The sequence below is a fragment of the Cyclobacterium sp. SYSU L10401 genome, from assembly GCF_010993705.1.
Classification (GTDB): Bacteria; Bacteroidota; Bacteroidia; order Cytophagales; family Cyclobacteriaceae; genus Cyclobacterium.
In genome coordinates, this window is the sequence record NZ_WOFO01000006.1 from 1 (window position 1) to 22,554 (window position 22,554).

General features: G+C 43.7%; 17 protein-coding genes. 10 read left to right on the forward strand and 7 right to left on the reverse strand.

Annotated features, from left to right (window positions below; genetic code table 11):
* Window positions 1-551 precede the first annotated feature (551 nt).
* On the reverse strand, window positions 552-1,589 hold the full coding sequence (gene cydB, locus GL182_RS14600) for a cytochrome d ubiquinol oxidase subunit II (RefSeq protein ID WP_163380474.1): 1,038 nt from the start codon (window positions 1,587-1,589) through the stop codon (window positions 552-554).
* Window positions 1,590-1,596: 7 nt separating this feature from the next.
* The gene (locus tag GL182_RS14605; protein WP_163380476.1) at window positions 1,597-2,973 is read right to left on the reverse strand and encodes a cytochrome ubiquinol oxidase subunit I; all 1,377 of its coding nucleotides are present in this window, start codon (window positions 2,971-2,973) and stop codon (window positions 1,597-1,599) included.
* Between the two features lie 333 nt (window positions 2,974-3,306).
* Between GL182_RS14605 and GL182_RS24505 the strand changes: the two genes are divergently transcribed.
* On the forward strand, window positions 3,307-3,414 hold the full coding sequence (locus GL182_RS24505; RefSeq protein ID WP_410265838.1) for a pectate lyase: 108 nt from the start codon (window positions 3,307-3,309) through the stop codon (window positions 3,412-3,414).
* A 953-nt stretch (window positions 3,415-4,367) separates the two neighbouring features.
* Here GL182_RS24505 and rluF read toward each other — a convergent pair.
* From rluF to GL182_RS14635, 5 genes are all read right to left on the reverse strand, one after another.
* Window positions 4,368-5,099 (reverse strand): 23S rRNA pseudouridine(2604) synthase RluF, encoded by a 732-nt coding sequence (gene rluF / locus GL182_RS14615; protein WP_163380480.1) that lies wholly within the window; start codon window positions 5,097-5,099, stop codon window positions 4,368-4,370.
* Window positions 5,100-6,089, reverse strand: coding sequence for a D-alanine--D-alanine ligase (locus GL182_RS14620; RefSeq protein WP_163380482.1), 990 nt, complete (start codon window positions 6,087-6,089; stop codon window positions 5,100-5,102).
* A 681-nt stretch (window positions 6,090-6,770) separates the two neighbouring features.
* On the reverse strand, window positions 6,771-7,523 hold the full coding sequence (locus tag GL182_RS14625; protein ID WP_163380484.1) for a CPBP family intramembrane glutamic endopeptidase: 753 nt from the start codon (window positions 7,521-7,523) through the stop codon (window positions 6,771-6,773).
* Between the two features lie 133 nt (window positions 7,524-7,656).
* Window positions 7,657-8,796 carry a DUF4221 family protein gene (locus tag GL182_RS14630; protein WP_163380485.1) on the reverse strand — a complete coding sequence of 380 codons (1,140 nt, stop codon included), beginning with the start codon at window positions 8,794-8,796 and terminating at the stop codon, window positions 7,657-7,659.
* 381 nt (window positions 8,797-9,177) lie between these two features.
* Complete coding sequence (locus GL182_RS14635; RefSeq protein ID WP_163380487.1) at window positions 9,178-11,076, reverse strand: arylsulfatase; 1,899 nt, start codon at window positions 11,074-11,076, stop codon at window positions 9,178-9,180.
* A 399-nt stretch (window positions 11,077-11,475) separates the two neighbouring features.
* Here GL182_RS14635 and GL182_RS14640 point away from each other — a divergent pair, with 399 nt between their 5' ends.
* The 9 genes from GL182_RS14640 (at window position 11,476) to GL182_RS14680 (ending at window position 22,327) form a co-directional block, all read left to right on the forward strand.
* A complete protein-coding gene (locus GL182_RS14640) occupies window positions 11,476-12,045 on the forward strand; it encodes a hypothetical protein (RefSeq protein WP_163380488.1) in 570 nt (189 codons plus the stop codon).
* Window positions 12,046-12,125: 80 nt separating this feature from the next.
* A complete protein-coding gene (locus tag GL182_RS14645; RefSeq protein WP_163380490.1) occupies window positions 12,126-12,689 on the forward strand; it encodes a Crp/Fnr family transcriptional regulator in 564 nt (187 codons plus the stop codon).
* A 152-nt stretch (window positions 12,690-12,841) separates the two neighbouring features.
* Entirely contained in the window at window positions 12,842-13,423 is a 582-nt protein-coding gene (locus tag GL182_RS14650) for a TetR/AcrR family transcriptional regulator (RefSeq protein ID WP_163380492.1), read from the forward strand.
* Window positions 13,424-13,439: 16 nt separating this feature from the next.
* On the forward strand, window positions 13,440-14,762 hold the full coding sequence (locus GL182_RS14655; RefSeq protein WP_163380493.1) for a TolC family protein: 1,323 nt from the start codon (window positions 13,440-13,442) through the stop codon (window positions 14,760-14,762).
* 6 nt (window positions 14,763-14,768) lie between these two features.
* Entirely contained in the window at window positions 14,769-15,818 is a 1,050-nt protein-coding gene (locus GL182_RS14660) for an efflux RND transporter periplasmic adaptor subunit (protein WP_163380495.1), read from the forward strand.
* A gap of 10 nt (window positions 15,819-15,828) precedes the next feature.
* Window positions 15,829-18,960: an efflux RND transporter permease subunit gene (locus GL182_RS14665; protein WP_163380496.1), complete on the forward strand. Its 3,132-nt coding sequence runs from the start codon at window positions 15,829-15,831 to the stop codon at window positions 18,958-18,960.
* A 192-nt stretch (window positions 18,961-19,152) separates the two neighbouring features.
* The gene (locus GL182_RS14670; protein ID WP_163380498.1) at window positions 19,153-20,373 is read left to right on the forward strand and encodes an MFS transporter; all 1,221 of its coding nucleotides are present in this window, start codon (window positions 19,153-19,155) and stop codon (window positions 20,371-20,373) included.
* 138 nt (window positions 20,374-20,511) lie between these two features.
* Window positions 20,512-21,864: an AAA family ATPase gene (locus GL182_RS14675; RefSeq protein WP_205603666.1), complete on the forward strand. Its 1,353-nt coding sequence runs from the start codon at window positions 20,512-20,514 to the stop codon at window positions 21,862-21,864.
* Window positions 21,865-21,874: 10 nt separating this feature from the next.
* Window positions 21,875-22,327: a hypothetical protein gene (locus tag GL182_RS14680; RefSeq protein ID WP_163380499.1), complete on the forward strand. Its 453-nt coding sequence runs from the start codon at window positions 21,875-21,877 to the stop codon at window positions 22,325-22,327.
* Window positions 22,328-22,554 lie beyond the last annotated feature (227 nt).

The window sequence follows — 22,554 nt, forward strand, 5'->3', positions numbered from 1 at the left end:
CCGGAGATGAAAAACTGATGCTTCTGGATAAGACTACTGACCAAAAGTCAATTTTAAAACACTTTAAGTGATTATGGGTGTCCCAATGATGAAGTCAGGTGACCAGAAAAATTAGTTTTTATTGTAAAAAAAAGCCATGAAACACTGTTTCATAGCTTTAGTCAATTAACAATAAACCCAAAATAACCTGCTGTAGGAGAAGGAGTCGAACCTCCACGGAGCAGTTAGGCAAAATACGAGCTCGCTATTTGCTTTTTCCTTTGACCTCCACCCCCGAGACAGGAGGGCATGTCTGCCAGTTTCATCATCCTACTGTATCTTGTCAAATATCCCGGTAGCCAGAAGTTTCTTTGCTTCACCAGGTCAAGACCAATTGTCTTTAATCGATGTTTCAAAGTTAATAAAGAAGTAGGTTTAATAAAAATGATTAAATTTTACATTTATTTTATTTTTTGTGTATTTTAATTAAATAAAATGTAATTGAGAAGCTGTATAAAACGCTGTTGATTGCAATTTTTTTAATAAAATAAAATATGGGTTATCTCGAGGGTTTAATATCCTTCAGTATTCGAATCCACCCTGCCCCAAAATGTCCTGTAGACAAAATAACTGTACAAGAGTACCAGCGGACCTCCAACGGCTACAAAACCCATCATGATTTTTAAGGTTTTGGTGGAAGCTGCAGCATTGTATATGGTAATACTATTTTCCTCAATGGAATTGGACCACAATAATCTTGGATAAAGTTCAAAAGCAACAATTACCAGCAATAATGCAATGGTAAGACTTGTGAAAATAAATGCCCAGCCATATTGTTGCTTACTCGCAAGTCTTGGTACGTTGGCAATACTCAAAAACACAAGAAGTGGCACGACAAACAAGATTCTATTTTCTAAAAAAACAACCAATAAGTGCTCCAGATTATAAAAACCGTATGCAGTAGTAATAAGGTAAGAAACGATAAAAAAGGCCATTCCTTTTTTCAAGAAACCCTCAATCCTTTGATAGAGTCGTCCCTGAGTTTTCAACAATAAATATATGGCACCGTGCATCATAAAAAGAGCCAGGCTGCTTACCCCCACCAGTATAGCAAATGGATTAAGAAATTCGAAGAAACCACGACCCGTATATTCGAAATTTTCATCAAGCGGCATGCCATTAAGGATATTGCCTAACACCACACCCAGTAAAAAAGCCAGCATGATGCTGGATATGGAATATCCCCAATCCCACATTTTTCTCCACCAGGGCATCTCCTCCATATTTCTGAATTTGATAGAAATTCCCCTGAAAATAATGAACAATAAGAAAAGTATAAATGGGGTATACATGGCAGAAAAAAGCGTTCCATAAAATACAGGAAAACCAGCAAATAAAGTGCCGCCACCTATTACCAACCACACCTCATTGCCATGCCATGTAGGGTCAATGGCTTTCAAAGCGGTTTCTCTGCTACTGTTTTTTTTAAAAAACAAATGCCATGCCCCCGCTCCGAAGTCAAAACCATCTAATATGGCATATCCGGAAAAAAGTCCTCCAACTACTAAAAACCACCAGGTGGGATAATCTAATCCAAGTAAGGTTTCCATTCGACTATTATTTTGAAATTACATTTGAAATTTCATTATTTAAACTGCCCTCATTATAATCAATATCGCTTGTCGGTCCTTTTTTTATGGCTTTGTTCATCAAATAGACAAAGAGTAAGAAGAGTACTGTGTAAACGATAAAGAATAAGATCAAAGAAAACAAAACCTGGTTGGCCTGCACACTTTTTGAAAGAGCATCTGATGTCCTTAACAGACCATAAACTACCCAGGGCTGCCGTCCCATCTCAGCAGCAAACCAACCAAACTGATTGGCCAATTGAGGTAATATAGCAGTGAACACAAAGGTCCACATCAACCATTTATTGTCAAATAGTTTTCCACGGCTCCACTGCCATAAAGCAAACATGCTCAAGGCAATCAAAAACATTCCTATGGCTACCATCAGATGGTAAAATTGGAAAACAGCATTGACCTGAGAAGGCCTGTCTTCTTCGGGAAAAGCATTGAGGCCCTTTACTGGGGTCTCAAAATCCTGATGCAGCATAAAGGTCAGCCCTGCCGGAAGTCTAAGACCGGTTACTTCTTGCTTTTCCTTATCTACCCATCCAAATAAATAGAGGTCGGCTGGTGCTGCTTCCTTAAAATGACCCTCCATGGCGGCCAGCTTAGCCGGTTGGTTTACGGCAACGCCTTCTGCAGAACGATGCCCGGTAAATAATTGAGCCAGGGATGCAACCGCGGCAACTACCAGGGTGATTTTAAAAGCTTTTTCAGACATATTAACAAACCGGCCTTTGATAATGTAATAAGCATGAACGCTTAGGATCAAAAAAGCTCCTGCCAGGAAGGCACCAAGCCAGACATGGGTAAGGCGATCTACGGCGGAAGGGTTAAAAACCATGGCCCAAAAATCCACAATTTCTGCTCTTGCCCGCATGCCTTCACCTACAATATGGTAACCAGCCGGAGTTTGTTGCCAGGAATTTGCCACTACTATCCATACCGCAGAAAACATGGACCCTAAAAACACAGCCCATGTCGCTAAAAGATGCACCCATGGTTTGACCCGGTTCCAACCAAACAACAATACCCCCAGGGCACTGCTTTCCAAAGCAAAGGCAAAAATACCTTCCGCAGCCAGTGCACTACCAAAGATGTCTCCCACATAACGGGAATAGGTAGCCCAATTGGTGCCAAATTCGAATTCCATGACAATTCCCGTGACCACCCCTATGCCAAAGGTGATGGCAAAAATCTTGGTCCAAAACCTGGCCAATACTTCATACTCCTTTTTTCTTGTGCGCAAATAGATACTTTCAAAAACAACCATTAAAAGTCCTATACCAATACTTAAAGGGGGATAGATATAATGGAAGGCTATAGTAAAGGCAAATTGAATACGAGATAAAATTTCAACATCCATGATACTTTTATAATTGGGTATGATATTTTCAACCCTGGACTTTGAAAAGAAAGCATTTCAAAAAGATCCAGGCTACTTTCAAAACTAGCTCAAATATAAGAAGTTACAGGTGACCTAACTCACATAAAAGTTGCTTTTTATTATTTGTGCTTTTTCGCTTTATTTCTGCTATTCTATTGATCTGGTTGTATGATGGAACTGGCAACTTTCCCCATAAAAAATCACAATTTCCATAAATTCATTACCCAAAAATAATTTTTATCTAAAAATCAGTATATTTTTTTTAGCCCATTCCATGAGCATTTCTGACCAACGCAGGGAGAACAAAGTACCCTGGATTACATAATGGATGTCCAATGGAAGAATGGATGCTGGCCTCAACACTATTCTATCAGAAAAGGTTATTATGAACACCTCACATTTAATGAGGGAGTGAACTAAGAGACTAAGATACGTTGGGAGGGGGAGAGGGGGTGATTTGGAGATGGGATGATTTGTACAATTGATTAACCATTAACGACAACGGTTGTTTCCAAAGTTAAGGGTGGATGCCAGACAGCCACCATGAATACCTCAGAAGGTATCTTGCCGCTTTAACCCTTAACCGACACGGATGAACCCAAATTAAGACAGGGAATCAGAGGGACAGGTGACGGAGGGAGGTCCAATGTCAAAAAAAATGCTCAGTGACCTCTGAGCCTCCTTGGTGATCTCTGTGACCAAAAAATTAGTTTTTCGATGCAAGAAAAAAGCCATGAAACACTGTTTCATAGCTTTAGTCAATTAACAATAAACCCAAAATAACCTGCTGTAGGAGAAGGATTCGAACCTCCACGGGGCAGTTAGGCAAAACACGAGCTCGATATTTGCTTTATACTGTGCTCCCCACCCCCGAGACAGGAGGGCATGTCTGCCAGTTTCATCATCCTACAGTATATGAATGACTTTAGATGCAGGAGTGAGAAGTTAAAGGAAATTACCCCTTTTTAATTGCCTGCCGTAGGCAGGTTTCATCACCCTACAGTATTGTTTCAAAACTTCTGGACTTCAGCAGCATGCTTTCTGACCAGATCAAGACCGTTTGTCTTTGTTTGATATGTCAAAGGTAAATAAAAGGACCTAAAATTAAAAATAAATCAACAAAAAGGTTTAAAAAATACATATTAATTAATTTTATTGATAAATTAATGTAAATTCCTTAAATTAAATTGTAAAAATAACTTTGTTTTTGTCATATTTTCAGTGATATAAATTAAGCTAATGCTGGTTTTAAGGTTGGGTTACCACAAGAAATGGGGAGCCAGAGAATTTTAGATTCATGCTCGAAAAAATTTACTTTTAAAATGCTAGCCTTCATGGAAAGTTATCGAAATTAAAAGAAGCATTTTCAGCCGTTAATCAAAGGTTTTGGAAGAGTCCGCCACCAGGGCATTTAATTCGTCCAGTTCTTTAGGACTTAGGTCCCTCCATTTGCCTACCGGAACGTCAAGTTGGATATGCATGATCCGGGTCCTTTTCAGGGCAACCACCTCATAGCCCAGAAAATCACACATCCTTCGGATCTGTCGGTTGAGGCCCTGCGTAAGGATGATTCTGAAAGTAAATTTCCCGGTTTGCACCACCTTGCATTTCTTAGTTACCGTATCCAAAATGGGAACCCCCTCCCGCATTTGCCGGATAAAATCCGCCGTAATGGGCTGCCGAACTTTTACCTGGTACTCTTTCTCATGGTTGTTTTTGGACCTTAGAATCTTATTCACAATATCCCCATCACTGGTGAGCAGGATCAGCCCCTCACTGGGTTTATCCAGTCGCCCAATGTGAAAAATCCTTTTCGGATGATTGATATAATCAATGATATTGTCCTTTTCCCCTTCCGTATCTGTGGTGCACACGATGCCCACCGGTTTGTTAAAAGCAATGTACACATGCGTTTCTTTTGGTGCGGCTATCAAGGCACCATCCACCCGTACCTCATCCCCGGAACTGATTTTGGTTCCCATCTCCGGAACCTTCCCATTGATGGTGACCCGACCGGCATCGATGAGTTTATCTGCCGCCCGCCGGGAACAGTAGCCCACCTCGCTCAAATACTTGTTGATCCGTACCTGGTTTTTATCCTCCATTTAGGTCCACATTTCCTCTATCAACTCGGTATAAAATTCCTTTAGTGTTTTTCCCGTTGCCCGAACCTGCTGGGAAATCAGGCTGGTTTCCGTCTGTCCGGGTACGGTATTGATCTCGATAAAGAAAAACTTGCCGGTATCCTTTTCCAAAAAATAATCCATACGCACCGATCCCTTGCAATTGAGTTTGAGGTATACCTTTTCTGCTATTTGTTTTACCCTTTCCACTTCCCGTTCCTCCATCCGTCCCGGAGTGATCTCCTCCGATACACCCGGGCTGTATTTGGCTTCAAAGTCAAAAAACTCTTTGGAACTGATGATTTCTGTAGCAGGCAATACATTCACCTGGCCTGCGGTTTTATATATTCCTATGGAAAACTCCCTGCCTGTCACAAATTCCTCTACCAAGACCTGTTTGTCCTCCTGAAAGGCCTTGCTCAAAGCATCTTCCAGCTCCTCTGTCGTTTTCACCTTGCTCATGCCAATGCTGCTGCCTCCATTATTGGGTTTTACAAAATATGGCAGGTTCAACTGTGCCAGCACTTCCGAGGCGGCTTCCGCGCCATTGGCAAAAAGCTGCAGAGAGCGGGCCATGTACAGATCGGGTATACCCTCCAGGATCGCTTTGGTATAGCCCTTGTTCATGGTAATGGAAGAAGTCAGCGCATCGCAGGTGGTATAGGGGATGCCCAGCATGTCAAAATATCCCGCCAGTTTCCCATCCTCCCCTGGTGAGCCATGGATGATATTAAAAATGCCATCAAAGGCAACTTTCTCCCCTTTAATCTCTACGGTAAACGCATTTTTGTCCACCGGCCATTGGGTTCCATCTTCTGCTTCCAGGTACCAATTTCCCGGATAGATGTGCAGGGGATACACCTCATAGCGGTCACGGTCCAGGTGTTGGGCCACCACGGCAGCACTTTTTTCGGAGACCACCGCCTCCCCCGTATAGCCGCCCATGATCAGGGCGATTTTTTTCTTAGTCATGGATAAAGATTTACTGGTACGAATTACAGGAATTTTAATTTAAAATAGAAAAGTTAATTAACGGGAAAGGAAATTAATAGCTGTTGAGGGTGTTGGAATCCCTTTAAATAGGTAAACGAGGCTTTGGCTGTCCGAGATTTGTAATGTCGGACCAAAGATAATCAGGATTTGTAATCCTGGTTTTTTTCGCTTTAAAAAATTGAAAAATTCACCTCACAGGAAGCCTGGACTTTGCCCAACCTACTCAGACATTTAGTGGTTCCTGAACTTGACAAAGGAACTGCTATATTCACTTTATATTACTTATAACCTTTACATCGTTTGGTATTTTTTATAGCAAGGGTAACAGGATGGCTTAATTATGGAAGTGTTGGAATTTTTTCCACATTTATGGCATGACTGTTCTTGATATTCCGGATTTGAAAATTGGGACCAAATAGAAAAGCAATGGCGGCAATAGGGTCTCTCAAAATCCAAAGGTATGTCTGACTTGCACCTAATACAAAATCCAGTAAGGGGTTTTTGATAGTTGTATTTACTTTGGCTATAGTCGTTAAATTTCTGAGACGCTCGTTTGAATCCATACCTTGACCAAAAACTGTCTTATTTGAACAAAAAAATTATTTAATGTTTCCGTCTACTTTTCAGAATCTCCAAGTACTCAAAATTTATCTGAATCCATCAAAATATTTTTTCTGTTAGCACCATGACGACATGAGCAAAAATATGTGCGAGAAACGCACTTTCCAATCCTTTTTTCCAATAGAGCCATCCGAAAACAAGCCCTCCAATAGTGTTGCCCAAAAGCACGTAGGTTATCATAATGATGCTGGGATTTCCTACAGTTTGAAAGACTACGGGGAAATGGCCTATAGCAAAAATAAGGGAGGAAATGATTATACCCATCCAATATATTTGGGACTTGATTCCCTTTGAAAGTTTGGCTCCCAACCAAACCAACAGCGTCATCAAACCAAAACGCATGAAGATTTCTTCCGTTATGCCACCATATAAAAACCTTGCCGGAAGTGTAAGTTGCAGTTGACCGCTGAGGAGTTCAAATTCCGAAGGAGAGAGTAACCTGAAAAGTCCGAGTAGGCTCAATATAATTCCTGTGAGAATTCCCCCTGAGATCCCAAATAAAAGTATTTCCCTAAGTTGGATGGAATCTTGTTTGATGCCCAAAAACTTCTCAATTATTGGAACGCTTAGGTTTACTTTTTGGTAAAGTAAAGTTCCCACAAGTACGGCCAATATCAAAATAATGGTAGGGTTAATCAATATCAACAGCTTAATCTGGGATGGCGTAAACTGATCCTCCAATACAGATAATATCTCCCCCGGCAATGGGATATCCATGGTCAAAATGGACAACATGCCCAACATGCCAAGGACAAATAGGATAAGGGCGAGGTAAAACTTCTTTTTTTTCATTGCTATCCATTTTTGTTACTCAATATATCATTTGAGAAAATGGTAAAACTCCTGCTGCCCCTGTCATGCAGGCACCTTTTCTGGGCTATATATTCTGCTTTACCGCAAAAAGCTGCTGAAGAAATATCATTCTTTAAATGGTCAACTCTAACCTAATAAACCCCAATTCATCTGCTATATTGGCAAAAATCCCAATATCGCCCTCCCGGACAAAGTAACGCACCGGATTAGTTACCAGTTGGGGTACAGGGGCTTCGGCCACCAAGTCAAAGTCTTTGTTGTAAACTGAAAGATATATGTTCCTATCGATAGCTTCAGGAAACAGATCACCGGCTTCTTTTTCTTCCGCAAACTCAATCTTATAGGAAAAGCGGTAATACCGCTCATTTTCATCATCCCAAACCGGTGGTGAAAAACTAACTTGTTCCAATACTTTTTGATAATCCACCATCAGTTCATCCATCGAGGCATATTCTCCCCGGTAATTCCCCGTCTTTTCATTGGCCGTCAATTGGAGTTGGTTCTTTTTGGAAATCAGTGAATCCCCAATGGGGTCGTAAAGATGGATTTCATTGGTGATATTAGTGGAAATAATCAGCTTGCCGTTTTCCGAAGATAAGAAAACATACGGTCTAAAAATAGGGTCATTGGAAAGGGCAGGCACCTTAAAAGAGAACGTTGGAAGTTTACCCTCTGCATCAATCTCAAATTTAGTAATCCGGTTTTGCCCGAAATCCATTTTTCTCAAATTATACGTCTTGTCTTTCCAGTTGGAAACCAGGACAAACACGGTTTCAGGTTGCCCGGGAATAATGATATTGCTGTGCAAATGTTCGAATTCGGTAAGTACATCCCCTTCCAGACCATTGTTTAGCAAGTCATAGGTAGCTGTTCTGATCCCATTTAAATTAAATTTTCCCAGGTTCCATTTATCTGAGAGGTAGACATGGTTTTTGTCCAGCATATTCAAATGATAGATAGGACTTACGGTTCCGTTTGGGCCCTCCTTTTCAAAGGGCAGCTTTTCCAGTAGCCGAAGTTCCTCCAGGTCTATTTTTTCCAGCGTATGGTTATACTTGTTGAAGTTATACAGGTATTTACCATCTGGGTCAAGGGCAAAATCGCCTCCTTCCAGATACAGTATTTCCTCTCCTGCATCCACCATCAGGGTGTCCACTTCAAATTTCAAACTATCGGTAGTGCTGGTTTCCGGCTTGTTTCCACAGGAAAAGCCGATCATTGTCAAAATGAGCAGCGGTAATTGTTTCATCATATCAAATTTAGGACAGTGTAAATTAAAAATACTTTATGGGAAAGCGAGGTTAAAAAAGGTTAAGATCAGGAGAATAACAGGAACCCGAATCCCTGGCAGAACAGGTAAAAAAAGCGCATCAGGAGGGATTTAATAGGTATATGGTTTGAGGATGTGCCAATGGAAGAATATGCTGATTGTGATGGTAAGATGACATTTATCGTTATTAATGCCTGGCCTTTGCAAATGACCTGATGCCATATGGTCTCCCGATTTATATTTTTGAAGGCATCCGGGGATTACAAATCCCCTTTTATCTGTCCACGGAATTACAAATTCCGAGGAGCGGGTATCAGGGATGAAATGGCAAATTTCACCCAGCACCTAATTTTCACTCCCCCACTAATCCCCTCTTAAAATTAGATCGGCATGAACCGCCTGATATCCGGTGGTATCTTGCCTAACGGCCGGTCCAATCCTTCGGATATGCACGTAATTGGCCCTGTAGTTTTTGTCTCCGGTAAACCATGCCTTTAGAGCGGTTTCACCTGGTTTTAAATGCACCAGAAAGCCGGCAGCTCTCATATCAGGATTCACTTCCGCCTGCCGCTCCTGATTGCCAATGATCAAATGGGCGGTATTGATAGCTGCTGTACCAGGATCAGCGTTGGTTTCAATACGAAAGCGATCGTCCTCCAAAGTGGATGTGGGGGAAAGGTTGTGCCGAAAAGTGGCTCCTTCATTTTCTACGATTCTCCTGCCGGATTCGATGGGCCAGCGATAAAGCTGGAACTCATACAGCCCTTCCTGATCCACATCGACCGCCCAGACCAATCCTTCCTCAGACCGGAGGGCATCATGGGCATAGATGGTGGAGGGGTTTTCATGCTCATTTCCGATAATTATGTGATTGTACCGGTCAAAATCAGTGGATATGTGCCGCCACCAGGCTTCATATTCTTTGGTCAGGGAATCCACCACATCTTTGTTTCGGCCCGCTATATCCTGTCTTTGTCCCGGATCCGATTGGATGTCATACAGTTCCTTTTTATCGCGTCCTTCCAATCTCCATTTCTCGGTCAACACCTGGAAATCCTTGTATTTTTCCGGGTATTGCAACCGTTGGTTGTGAACAAAGAGCATGCGATCTTCCCATTCTTCCTGCGAACCAGTCAACAAAGGTCGCAGGCTCCGCCCATCATGTTCCAATTCTTCAGGTGCATCCAGGCCGGCCAGGTCAATGAGGGTTGGCAGTATATCAATGTGCCCGGTAAGTTGATCCACATCCCTGCCGCCGCCAATCCCTCCCGAAGGCCAGCGAATAAAGAATGGCACCCGGTGCGCCCCTTCGTATCCCCTTATTTTTCCTCCCCGCATGCCGGCATTAAAGCCCTCCTCTACAAATAGGTCCTCATCGAGGATAATCCCTCCAAACCAGGGGCCAGGACCATTATCCGTCATAAATATCACAATGGTATTTTCCCGCAACTTCATCTGGTCTATCTCTTCTAGAAACCTACCCAGATCCTCATCGAACTTCGCGAGCATGCCGTAATAATTGGCAATCCGGTCTGACAAATCCGATTTATAAGGAGCAGAATAGGCTTCATCTACCAGTAAAGGGGCATGGGGAATATTGGAAGAGATGTAGGTAAAAAAGGGCTTGTCCTGGTTTTTTTCAATAAAGGTCAGGGCTTCCTCAAACCAAACGGTATTTGCATAGCCTTCATATTGTTTAAATACGCCGTTATGCCGGTACACATCATCAAAATAATCATTCCCCCAATAATCGGGATGGATGGCAGATGCCCCACCCCCGTGGACCAGCGTTTCCTGGAAGCCCCTGTCCATCGGGCGAAAAGGGTAATTTTCACCCAAGTGCCATTTGCCAAAATACCCGGTTTGATAGCCGGCGTTTCGGAATAGGCCAGCGATCGTCACTTTATCCTGCTGCAGCAGTGACCTGCCACCGATGGTATGCCATACGCCTGACCGGGATGAATATTGCCCCGTAATGATGGCCGCCCGGGTAGGCGAACAACTTGGGTCCACATGAAAATCCGTAAGGCGTACACTTTCCTGATAAAGCTGATCCAGATGGGGGGTTTTCAGGTAAGGGTTGCCATGCGCCCCGATATCTCCATAACCCTGATCATCATTCATTATCAAAATCACATTTGGACGCTCCTGCGCCGGGGTACTATCCGCATTATTATCCGTGCACCCGTATAAAAGCGCAGATAGCAGTCCAACATGCATAAGAAAATACAGTTTATTTACGCCAGGTTTCGTAGGCTGCATAAAATTTCTGGTTATTTAGGTTGGAAAGAAAATTCAACCATCAAGATCCCGATCAATCGTGAAAGTAGCAGTTTAAAGGTACAGCTATGCCTTTCCAACTGCCAACCAATTTGTTAACCAAATCATGTACTATGTTAGCTCCATTACAAGGCGTTTAATGTTGGTATTATATCCCGTGATGGCTTTGTGATGAGATCATGTGAAGATGTAAGTAAAGACCAGGGGATTACAAGCAATAAGAATTGAGCCAATTAGTAAGCCTTTCTCATGAATTTTTATACCTTTATCTGATAGAAGTATACATATAATGCAATTTTTAGACAGGCTATTTGTTCTATTACGAATTATAACTATAAATTAAAATATTTTCCAATATTTCATATTATAAAAATAAACAACATGAAAATATTTATAAAACATGTAGGATTACTTTTTCTCTTTGCCATAATACTCTCTTGTTCTAGTGACGATGATAACGGAAGAAACCCGCAAGATCCCACAGATGAATATTTTATAAAAGCCAATATTGATGGTGAGGAAAAGGTTTTAAATTTCGAAAATTTTATGACAGCTGAATTGGGAACGTTACCAATAAATGATCTGTATAAATTGGTTTTGAGTGCTTCAAGACCAGGAGGTTCCGGGGAGGGAATTCAGGAAAGTATAAGTATCGATTTTAGTTTGGATAATCCTATAACAGTCGGTGTTTATAATCAACCAGAAGATTTACCGGTAGGTTTTTTACACGCACTTATTAGTTATCAAAATGTTAATTTAAGTGATGAGATTGGGGAAACAATTTTTGTAACCGATATCAATAATCCCGTTTCCTCTCTTGAAATCACAGAGCTTACCGAAAATACTGTTAAAGGCACATTTTCCGGCATCGTACAAAACCCTTTAGTGGAAGGTAACATCAATATAACTAATGGTGAGTTTTTTCTAAACCTTGTCGTAATAAATGAGTAAAAAGAATTTAATCTCGGACAACTTTGATTTGAAATGATTACCGGGGCTGGATTATATTTTACACGGTAAGTTGGTCTGGCATGCAGCATATCATTGATTTTTTCGATACCATTTACAAAGTCTCTGCCGATGCAAAACAGACATTGCAGGAAATAATCAGGGAAAAGACCTATTCCAAAAAAGAAATCATTCAGGAAATTGGAAGCCGCTGCCGGACAGTATATATAGTAAAAACAGGAGGTGCTCGTATTTTCTACTACAAAGATGGCAATGACATTACCGAACACTTTGCCTTTGAAAATGACCTCATTGTGAGGGCTGAGAGCCTTTTTACCGGAAATCCTACCTCAAAAGGCATCCAGGCCATTGATGAAACCAGGATGGTGGCCATTGATTCGGAAAAGCTCTTTCACCTTTACGACCAACACAACGATCTGGAAAGGCTCTTTCGTCTCATTTTTGAGCGGGAATACGTGAATACCGTCAAGCGGCTGGAAAGCTTGCAATTTAAATCCGCAAAGGAACGGTACCTGGAACTGCTGGACACCACCGATTTTGTTCAAAAGATCCCCCTGAAGTACATCGCCTCTTACCTGGGAATCACCCAGGTGTCCCTCAGCCGCATCCGTTCCGGTCTGGGTTGATCTGTGCCGACCAAACCAATCGTTTGGGATGGGGCTATGCCTGCCAAGATGCCGCAAAGCTGTCTGCCACCGGTAAGACTGAAAAAAATCAAACCAATGATTCGGATTTATGAAAAACGTTTGTATCTTTGTTAGTGATTATTCACTTACATATGGAATTATCTGACAGACAACTGGAAATCATCGAAACGGCGGGTAAAATTCTGGCTAGTTCCGGATTGAGTGGGTTAACCACCAAAAATCTGGCCAGGGAAATCGGTTTCTCGGAAGCCGCATTGTACCGGCACTTCGCCAGTAAGGAAGAGATCATTCTGGCCCTGCTCCGTTTCTTACATGCCGATATGGATCAGCGCCTGAGAAACGTCTACCGAGCCGATCAAGACCCTGTGGCCAACTTCAGGGCGCTCTTTGAAAGCCAATTCCATTTCTTTTCCCAAAACCCCCATTTTGTGGTGGCCGTTTTTTCGGATGGCCTATTGGAAGAAAGCGAAAGCATCAATCAGGCCATTCTGAAGCTCATGCAGGTTAAAATGAACTACCTCATGCCTATCATAACCCAGGGCCAACAACAGGGAATATTTACCCAAGCACTCGGCAGCGAGGAACTCATCCATATCATCATGGGCTCCTTTCGCTTGCAAATGTACAAGTGGCGAATCGCCAACTTCAAATTTGATATACTCCGGCAGGGAAAATACATGCTCGAAGCCTTACTAACCCTCTTGAAACCATAAAAAAATTTATCCTATTATGTTAGTAAACATTCACCTACATTATCTGACTTGGATTATTTTATTCCTGCTTAGCATTCAGGTCCAGGCACAGGCTCCCGTCTGGTCACTGGAAGACTGTATCGACACGGCTTTGTCGCACAACAAAACCATACAGATCGCTCAAAACCAGGGGAAAATTGCCCGGCTTAAAAACCAGGAAGCCAACGCACAACTTCTCCCCAAGCTTTTCTTTCAGGGGGACTACCGGTATTTTACTGAATTGCCTTATCAACTGATGCCCCAATCGGCATTCGGGGGTCCGGAGGGGGTCTTTCGGGAGGTGCAGTTTGGGGTACCGCATAACGTCAGTGCCAACCTAAGCCTTAAAATGCCTTTATACGACCCTCAGGTCATGGGCAGCATCAAGGCTTCCCAAACCTTCCAGGAGCTCAGCCTGCTTCAGGAAGCCAAAACCAAGGAACAGGTGTACCTGGAAGTAGCCAACTTGTATTACAATGCCCAGATTTTGAAAAACCAGTTGGCCTTTATCCGTGAAAACCTTGTCAACAGCCGAAAACTGGAGAAAAATACCCGACTCCTTTACGAACAAACCCTGGCGCAGCGTACAGATTGGGACAAGGTGCTGCTGCAAAACCAACAACTGGAAAGCAGCGTGACGCAGGTCGAAAGTCGGTATGAAACAGTCCTGAATGCCTTGAAATTTGTGATGGGGCTACCCCTGCATTCCCCAATAGACGTTGCACTTGATATTAGCCAGACCGAGAAGGAAGCGGGTTCCACCCGGAGCACCCTGGATGAACGGGTGCAGGAGAAAAAACAGCAACTAGCCCTGCAGGAACTTTCCACCCTTAGACACAGCAAGATTCCGTCCCTGTCCCTTATTGGAAATTACGGTCGCACGGGATTTGGCTATACCGGTAATCCGGAATCCTTCCTGAATTTCTATCCGGTAAGTTTTGTAGGAGTCCAATTGAGTGTCCCGCTCTTCAACGGGACTGTAACCAATAAAAAGGTCAATCAAAAGAAAATTGAAGTGCAAAATAGCCAGTTGCAACAGGAGCTAATCACGGAACAAGCGCACATGGCATACCAAAATGCCTCGCTGCAAAGCCAGGTAGCTGAAAACCTGCTACACACCAGTCAACAACAAATCGACCTGGCCGTTTCCGTTTACCAAAAAACCCTAATCCAACAACAAGAAGGTATGGTAAGTCTGACCGAGGTACTTTTGGCAGACAATGCCTTGCGGGACGCCCAGCAACAGTACCTGAATGTTTTGGTAGACTACCTCAAAGCAAATCTCGAACGCAAAAAAAACAGTGGAAACCTCTTGAATTGATACCCCATGAAAAAAATCCTATATATCCTGATTCCATTAGTCCTGCTGGGCCTGGTAGTGGCCAAACTACTTTCCAACAAGCAAATCGCTGAAGCGCAGGTTTACCAGTATGACCGGGAGCAACCTATACCAGTCAGTATCCTGCAGGTCGAAATGGCAAAGATCCAATCTGAATACGCTTTTACGGGCACCTTTGCCCCGGATAAAGAAAGCCGACTCAGTGCCGAAATGCAGGGCAAAGTCAACCGCATACTGGTAGACGCAGGGGCAACGGTCAAAAAAGGACAGGTGTTGATTATGCTGGATGATGCCTTATTGCAATGGCAGCTTAAAGCTGCAGAGGTACAGGTAAAAGGCCTGGAAGCGGACCTCAACCGGTACACCATTTTGGTAGAAAACGAAGCCATACAGGGTATACAGCTCGAAAAAACGGCATTGGCTTTGGAAACGGCCCGGGTACAGGCAGGTACCCTCCGGGAACAAATCAACAAGACCCAGATCCGGGCTCCCTTCGATGGCATCGTCACGGCCCAACTTACCGAGGAAGGGGATTTTGCGGCACCAGGAAAACCCCTGTTACAGCTTACCGACATTGGCCGCATCAAATTGGAGATTCAGGTAACGGAACAGGACCTGAAACTTTTCGAAGTGGGCAAAAAATACCTCGTCAGTATTCCTTCCCTTCCAGCTGAACTTACCGGTACAGTCCACATGATCGGTAGTCGGGGCAATGCCGCCAATAGCTTTCCGGTGGAAATCGTCGTTGCGAATATGCCAGAAAAGGAAATTAAAGCAGGCATGTTTGGTCAACTGAACCTCCACACGAATACCGAAATAGAAGGAATAATGATTCCTTCCTCAGCCATACTTGGCTCTGACCTGGCACCACAGGTCTATGTGATCAAAGCCGGAAAAGCAATCATCCGGGACATTCACATCGAAAAAAGAATGCAGGACAAAGTGCTTGTCCGATCCGGCCTCGGGGAAAAAGATACCCTCATCGTAGGAGGCCTGATCAATGTCTTTGACGGTGCCTCTGTAATTGCCAACCACTAAACCAAAAGTCATGAACATTACCTCCATATCCATCAACAGGCCTTCGCTGATCATTGTCCTTTTCAGCCTGTTCATCCTTCTGGGCTACATTGGCTTCACCAATTTATCCTATGAATTGATGCCTGATTTCAACCAACCGGTGGTGGTAATCAAAACGGTTTATCCTGGGGCCGAACCGGAAGAAGTGGAAAGTTCTGTTTCCCAAAAGATTGAAGATGCACTTTCCAACCTGGAAGGCGTGGATTACCTGGTTACCAAGTCCCTTCCCAATGCTTCAGTAGTGATTGCCAACATGAAATACGGTGTGGATTTGGATCAGACCATGCTGGATGCCCAGCGATACATCGACAACATCCGAAAAGATTTACCCGAGCAGGTGTTGTCGCCCGAAATGAGCAAGGTTTCTCCAAACGACCTGCCTATCCTGTCCATCACAGCGACCAGTAGCCTGAGCAGTGCGGCCTTTTACCAAAACCTGACCGATGACTACCTTCCCCAGATCCAACAGCTCAAAGGAGTCGCTGAAATCTCCGTATTGGGCGGTGAGCAACGAGAGATCCAGGTAAAGGTGGATCAGGAAAAACTGCGGCACTACCAGCTATCCCTACAGCAGGTGGTAGAAGCCATCAACCGCTCCGGTTTGGACATTCCCGCCGGTTTGGTTCAGACGGAAAAGAATCAACAAGCAGTACGGCTGACTGGAAAATTCACCAAACTGGAAGATATTCAACAGGTTCAGGTGGCCATGCCGGTACCGGGAAGTCCGGTCTATGTGCGGGACCTGGCCATCGTAAAAGACGGTATCCGGGAAATCACTTCTGTAAGCCGCTATAACGGGCAGGAAGGAATTGGCCTGATGCTTAAAAAACAAGGCGATGCCAACGCAGTGGATGTGTCCCGGGCCGTTCGGGAAAAATTAGCGCAAATCGAAGAACTGCATGCTGCCGATGGGATTCAATTTATCATTGCCGATGACAGCACAGACAACACGATTGCTGCCGTTAACTCGGTGGTGTTTGATTTGATTCTTGCGGTAGTATTGGTTTCACTGGTGATGTTGTTGTTTTTGCGAAGTTTCAGGAATTCCCTGATCGTTCTGGTCGCCATTCCTACCTCTCTGGTAACAGCATTTGCCGTGATGTGGATTTTGGGTTATACGTTAAACCTGATGACCTTGCTGGCCATGTCGCTGATCATTGGGATCCTGGTGGACGATGCCACCGTGGTATTGGAAAACATCCAGCGACACCTGGACATGGGCAAAGAAAGACGCAAAGCCGCCATGGACGGCAGGATGGAAATCGGATTTTCCGCCCTTTCCATCACCCTGGTCGACGTGGTAGTATTCCTGCCCATACTCTTCCTGCAGGTATTTGTGGCAGACATGCTCAAGCAATTTTCCGTGGTGGTCATCACCTCCACCCTGACCAGTTTGTTGGTTGGTTTTACCCTGACCCCCTGGATGGCTTCGCGAATAGGTAAATCCGAAGACCTGCAACCCAGTACCGCATTCAACCGTTTTTTGATCTGGTTTGAACACCAATTGGATCGCTTTATCGCCTGGTACGGCAGGCAACTGGCATGGGTGCTGGATCACAAACTGGCCTTTGCCGGCATCATTCTGGGGCTTTTTGCCCTTACAGGCGTCATTATGCGACAAGGAATCATCGGAAAGGAACTGATTGCCACGGGTGATCAGGGAAAGTTCCGGATGTACCTGGAATACGACAAGTCCACCAGTATCAAAGAAAACAACATCCGTACCCTGGAAGTAGAAAATTTCCTGCTTCAGCAGCCCGAAGTAGCTACCGTTTTCAGCAATGTGGGCGGACCATCCACGGGTATAGGAAGCTTGGGGGTCGGTTCAGCCTATAAGTCAGAATTGACAATTCAGCTAAAAGCGTCCAACGAACGAAATACGGTACCGACTGAAACGTACATGAAAAATGTACGGGAAGCACTTAAAAAAGAGTTTCCCGGGTCCAGTTATTCCATGGCGGCTTTGGGTCTTGTTCCCCGGTCTGCACCTATAGAACTGACCCTCAGCGGTCCGGACCAGGACAGGGTACTGACCGAAGCAAAAAGTTTAAAAACAACCATTGAAAACATTCCGGGTGCAGACCATGTCAAATTATCTGTAGAAGAAGGAAGCCCTGAATTTCAGATCATTCCTGATCAGGATAAATTACAACGTCTGGGATTGACCAATGCCTACCTGGGACTAAACGTCCGCAATGCCCTGACCGGAAACGACGATGCTACCCTCACCCAGGCCGGGACGGAATACCCGATACGCATTCAATTGGATAATTTTAACCGGCAAAATTACGATGATGTCAATCGATTGATCCTGGTAAATCCCATCGGCATGCCCATCACGCTGTCCCAGGTGGCAAAGGTCGTACAGGACAAATCCCCCTCCTTGCTAGAGCGAAAGGACAGGCAGCCTGCAGTCACGATCACGGCCGATGCGCTGGGACGACCTTCCGGAACCGTAGCCGATGATGTGCTGGCCTATTTCAAGGAAAATCCGCTTCCCGAAGATATCAGCTATGTTTGGGGCTCGGATATCAAAAGGCAAAACGACAGTTTTGGCGCACTCGGTTCCGTTTTATTGATTTCCTTCCTTTTGATCTACCTGATCATGGTGGCCTTGTATGACAGCTTCATCTATCCTTTTGTGGTTTTATTTTCCATTCCAGTAGCCGTTATTGGCTCCTTTCTCGCACTGAATCTATCCATGAACCACCTCAGTTTATTTGCACTATTAGGGCTGATTATGCTAATGGGATTGGTCACTAAAAACGCCATTCTGATTGTGGATTTCACCAATCAGCTGAAAGAAAAAGGTCTTCCGGTAAGAGAGGCCCTTATGGAAGCAGGAAAAGGCAGGATGCGGCCTATTCTGATGACTACTTTATCCATGGTATTTGGCATGCTTCCCATAGCCCTGGCCGCTGGAACGGCATCGGAATGGAAAAACGGACTGGCATGGGTAATTATCGGAGGGCTACTTTCTTCGCTGATATTGACGGTTTATTTGGTGCCGGTAGTATATGAAGCAATGGAACAACTCAAACAGTGGATCCAGGGAAAACCAAAACCAGCTATCAGGGCAAAATTTCCATTAACAGACTCCTAAATTATCTCCAGGCAAATAAATCTATCTTTCTGAGCCCCTGTGATTGGATTAATTCTGCGCCTGAGCCTGTGGAGATCTAACCCTACCTTTACCAGCTACGGACTTAAACTTTAGCCGTATTCGATTTTTTAACATTTGTAAAAGGTATTGTCTCCCCATCGCCTGACCTTTGTCAGACTAATTATGCGCGAGATGAATACAGATAGCATACAACTTGGATTAAAAGAAAACTGGAAACAGTTTACCATTCTGGTCATTGTAAACGCCTTTGTGGGTGGGATGATCGGCATGGAAAGAACCATCATTCCCCAATTTGCGGAGATGGAATTTGGTATTGCTTCAAAAACAGCCATTCTTTCCTTTATCACGGCCTTTGGTATCACCAAAGCCATTGCCAATTATTATACAGGACGACTTGCCAACCGATTCGGGAGAAAAAATCTGCTTTTGTTTGGTTGGTTCCTGGCCATGCCCATACCGTTTATGCTGATTTATGCAGGCAGCTGGAACTGGGTGATTTTTGCCAACGTACTGTTGGGGGTAAGTCAGGGACTCACCTGGAGCAGTACGGTGGTCATGAAAATTGACCTGGTGGGTGAAAAGGACAGGGGCCTTGCCATGGGCTTAAACGAATTTGCCGGCTACTTTGCCGTAGGGCTGGTAGCCTTTCTGACAGGCTATGTAGCCAATAAATACGGCATTACGCCCTATCCCTTTTACATTGGAATCTTTATCTCCGTGATCGGATTTGTGTTGACGGCCCTCTGGCTGAAGGACACCCGGGCATTTGTGCACAAAGAGACTGCTATCGATACTACCGAACAGCTGAAAAATGTTTTTGTGGAAACCACCTTCAAAAACAAAACCTTAAGTTCCGTGACCCAGGCGGGGCTGATAAACAACCTGAACGATGGCATGATCTGGGGCTTGCTTCCGATCATTCTGGTTTCACTGAATTACAACAATGAAAACATAGGCATCATTACCGCCATTTACCCAACCGTTTGGGGTATAGGGCAACTTTTTACCGGTAAAATGTCCGACCATTATTCCAAAAAGGCCATGCTCTTTTGGGGCATGCTGGCGCAGGGCCTGGCCATTTTACTGATTCCCTACAGCAGTGAATTTTACGTGTTGGCTTCCCTTTCAGCCATTTTAGGATTGGGAACGGCACTGGTATATCCCACCTTCCTCTCCACCATTGCCCAGGCGAGCAGTCCCAAACAGCGGGCTGAAAGCATCGGAACGTTCCGGCTATGGCGGGACCTGGGTTATGCCTTCGGAGCGGTAATTTCAGGAATCACAGCGGACCTATTTGGCATTGACTACGCCATATTACTTATTGGGGTACTGACCATTGGTTCATCCCTTGTTATTAAATTCCGTATGCCGGAGAAAATTTCTAACAACTAAGGACCTTAACGGGTGCCTTAGCAGAGCCGAAGGCATGGTTTAATGGAAGGATGTGCTACTATTTTGAGGTGTTGATATGACTTTTTTTATTGCACGGAGAACGACGCAGGCTTTGATAAACTTTCAAATGGCATATGATTGATAAAATCATTATATTTAGAGGCAATGATTAACTCCTTTACCATTGAAAATTTTAAAAGCTACAAAAAAGCAGCGTTAAAGTTAGCTCCGCTGACCGTAATGGTTGGTGCCAACGCTTCTGGAAAAAGCAATGCCTTAGAAGCCATCCGATTTTTAACTTGGATGGCTCAGGGACAGAAACTATCGTCATTACAGTTTGAAGTGAATCAAAACAATGCTGCCATCCGTGGGCAAATCAAAGATATTTTTTTTAAGGGGAATAGCGAGCTCAAATTAGGTTGTCTCATGCAGGATTCAGGTTTAGGTCATTCCTGGGAACTCCAGATTACACTAGACCATAGGCTGGGAAAGGAAATTCACATATCTAAGGAGTCGATGATAAAAACCAATTCCGAAGAGATCCTTTACGAAACCACAAAACCTACATCTGGCCTGGCCACGGATATTTCTGTTGCTTTTAACAATTTTGCCAGGGGAGGGAAAAAACCACAGGTCACCTGTTCAGACCAACTGGGTATTTTTACCCAAATGAGCGCCCCGGGAAAAATTAACCCCAACTACAAAAAATCAATCCAACATGTTGGAGAGCTATCGCGTTATACAGAATCCCTTCTTTCCAGAATATTATTCCTGGATCCCTCACCACAATCCATGAGGAACTATAGCTTTATCTCAGAGTCAGCACTTCTAGGAAATGGATCTAATATTTCAGCCGTCCTATATAACTTAGTGAACGTCGATGACAATCCATTCGATGATGAGCCTGGAAGGCTAAAGAAAGAAATCCTACAATTTATTGAAAGCCTGCCTGAACAAGACATTACAGATATCGACTTTTTGGAAGGTCCAAGAGGAGAAGTGATGGTCGTTTTGACCGAGACCTTTGGAAATGAAAACCGAAAGATGGATGCGGGAGTCCTCTCAGATGGAACACTCAGGGTATTGGCAATTGCCGCAGCATTACTTTCCGCTCCGGAGGAAAGTATCGTCATTATTGAAGAGATTGATAATGGTGTTCATCCAAGCCGAGCAAAACAATTGCTTAACCAAATTAACAAAATCGCTGTGAAAAGAAGGCTACAGATCGTATTAAGTACACACAACCCGGCATTAATGGATGCGCTTCCTGATGAAGTTATTCCAGATGTAGTATTCTGCTACCGGGATAAAAAAGATGGTAGTTCTAAATTGATATCACTAAAAGATGTTCCTGATTACCCCGAATTGATTTCCCAAGGAAGTTTGGGTGACTTAGTCACAGAGGGGGCACTTTCCAATTTTGTGAAAAATTACGAAGGTCCGGATGCAAAAAAAGAAAAAGCTTTGCAATGGCTGGAATCAATAAAGTAGTTTTTAGGCGATGTCTAAACACACTATTTGGATCATTGACACTTCTGTATTTTTAAATATTCTTGATATTCCTGGTTACAATCAAAAACGAAAATCCATTATTTCAGATTTTAAAATATATATAAAAAATGGGGATACCTTCTTTCTTCCTTATTCGGCTCTTTTAGAAACAGGCAATCACATCGCCCAGTTAAATGGGAATATTAAATTTGTAAAAGCGAAGGAATACGTAAAGCAAGTTAAATTAGCTTTGGAGGACAAAGCCCCCTTTAAGCCACTTAAATTTCCTGAAAAGGAGGATCTTTTCAAGTGGATTGATGGTTTCCCAGAGAAAGCAGGCAAGGGCATAGGCTTTGGCGATTTTTCAATAATAAAAGACTGGGAAGAGCAGGTGAAAAAGTATCAGGGTTGGTCAGTTAAAATTTGGTCTTTGGACCGCCACCTACAAGGATATCACAAGTAGCATTTGCTTTATTTACGGTAGGGAAATGTTCCACTAAAGACATTTCATTACCCTGCTATTCGACATTTGTAATGTCTAACGAAAGATAAACAGTATTTGCAATCCTATTGTCGTTCACTCCCGGTGATTATAAATCCCCTATATCTGGGCCACGAAATTGCAAATTTCGCGGAGCTGTGCTGTTCGACATTTGTAATGTCGAATCACAGATAAGCTGGATTTGCAAT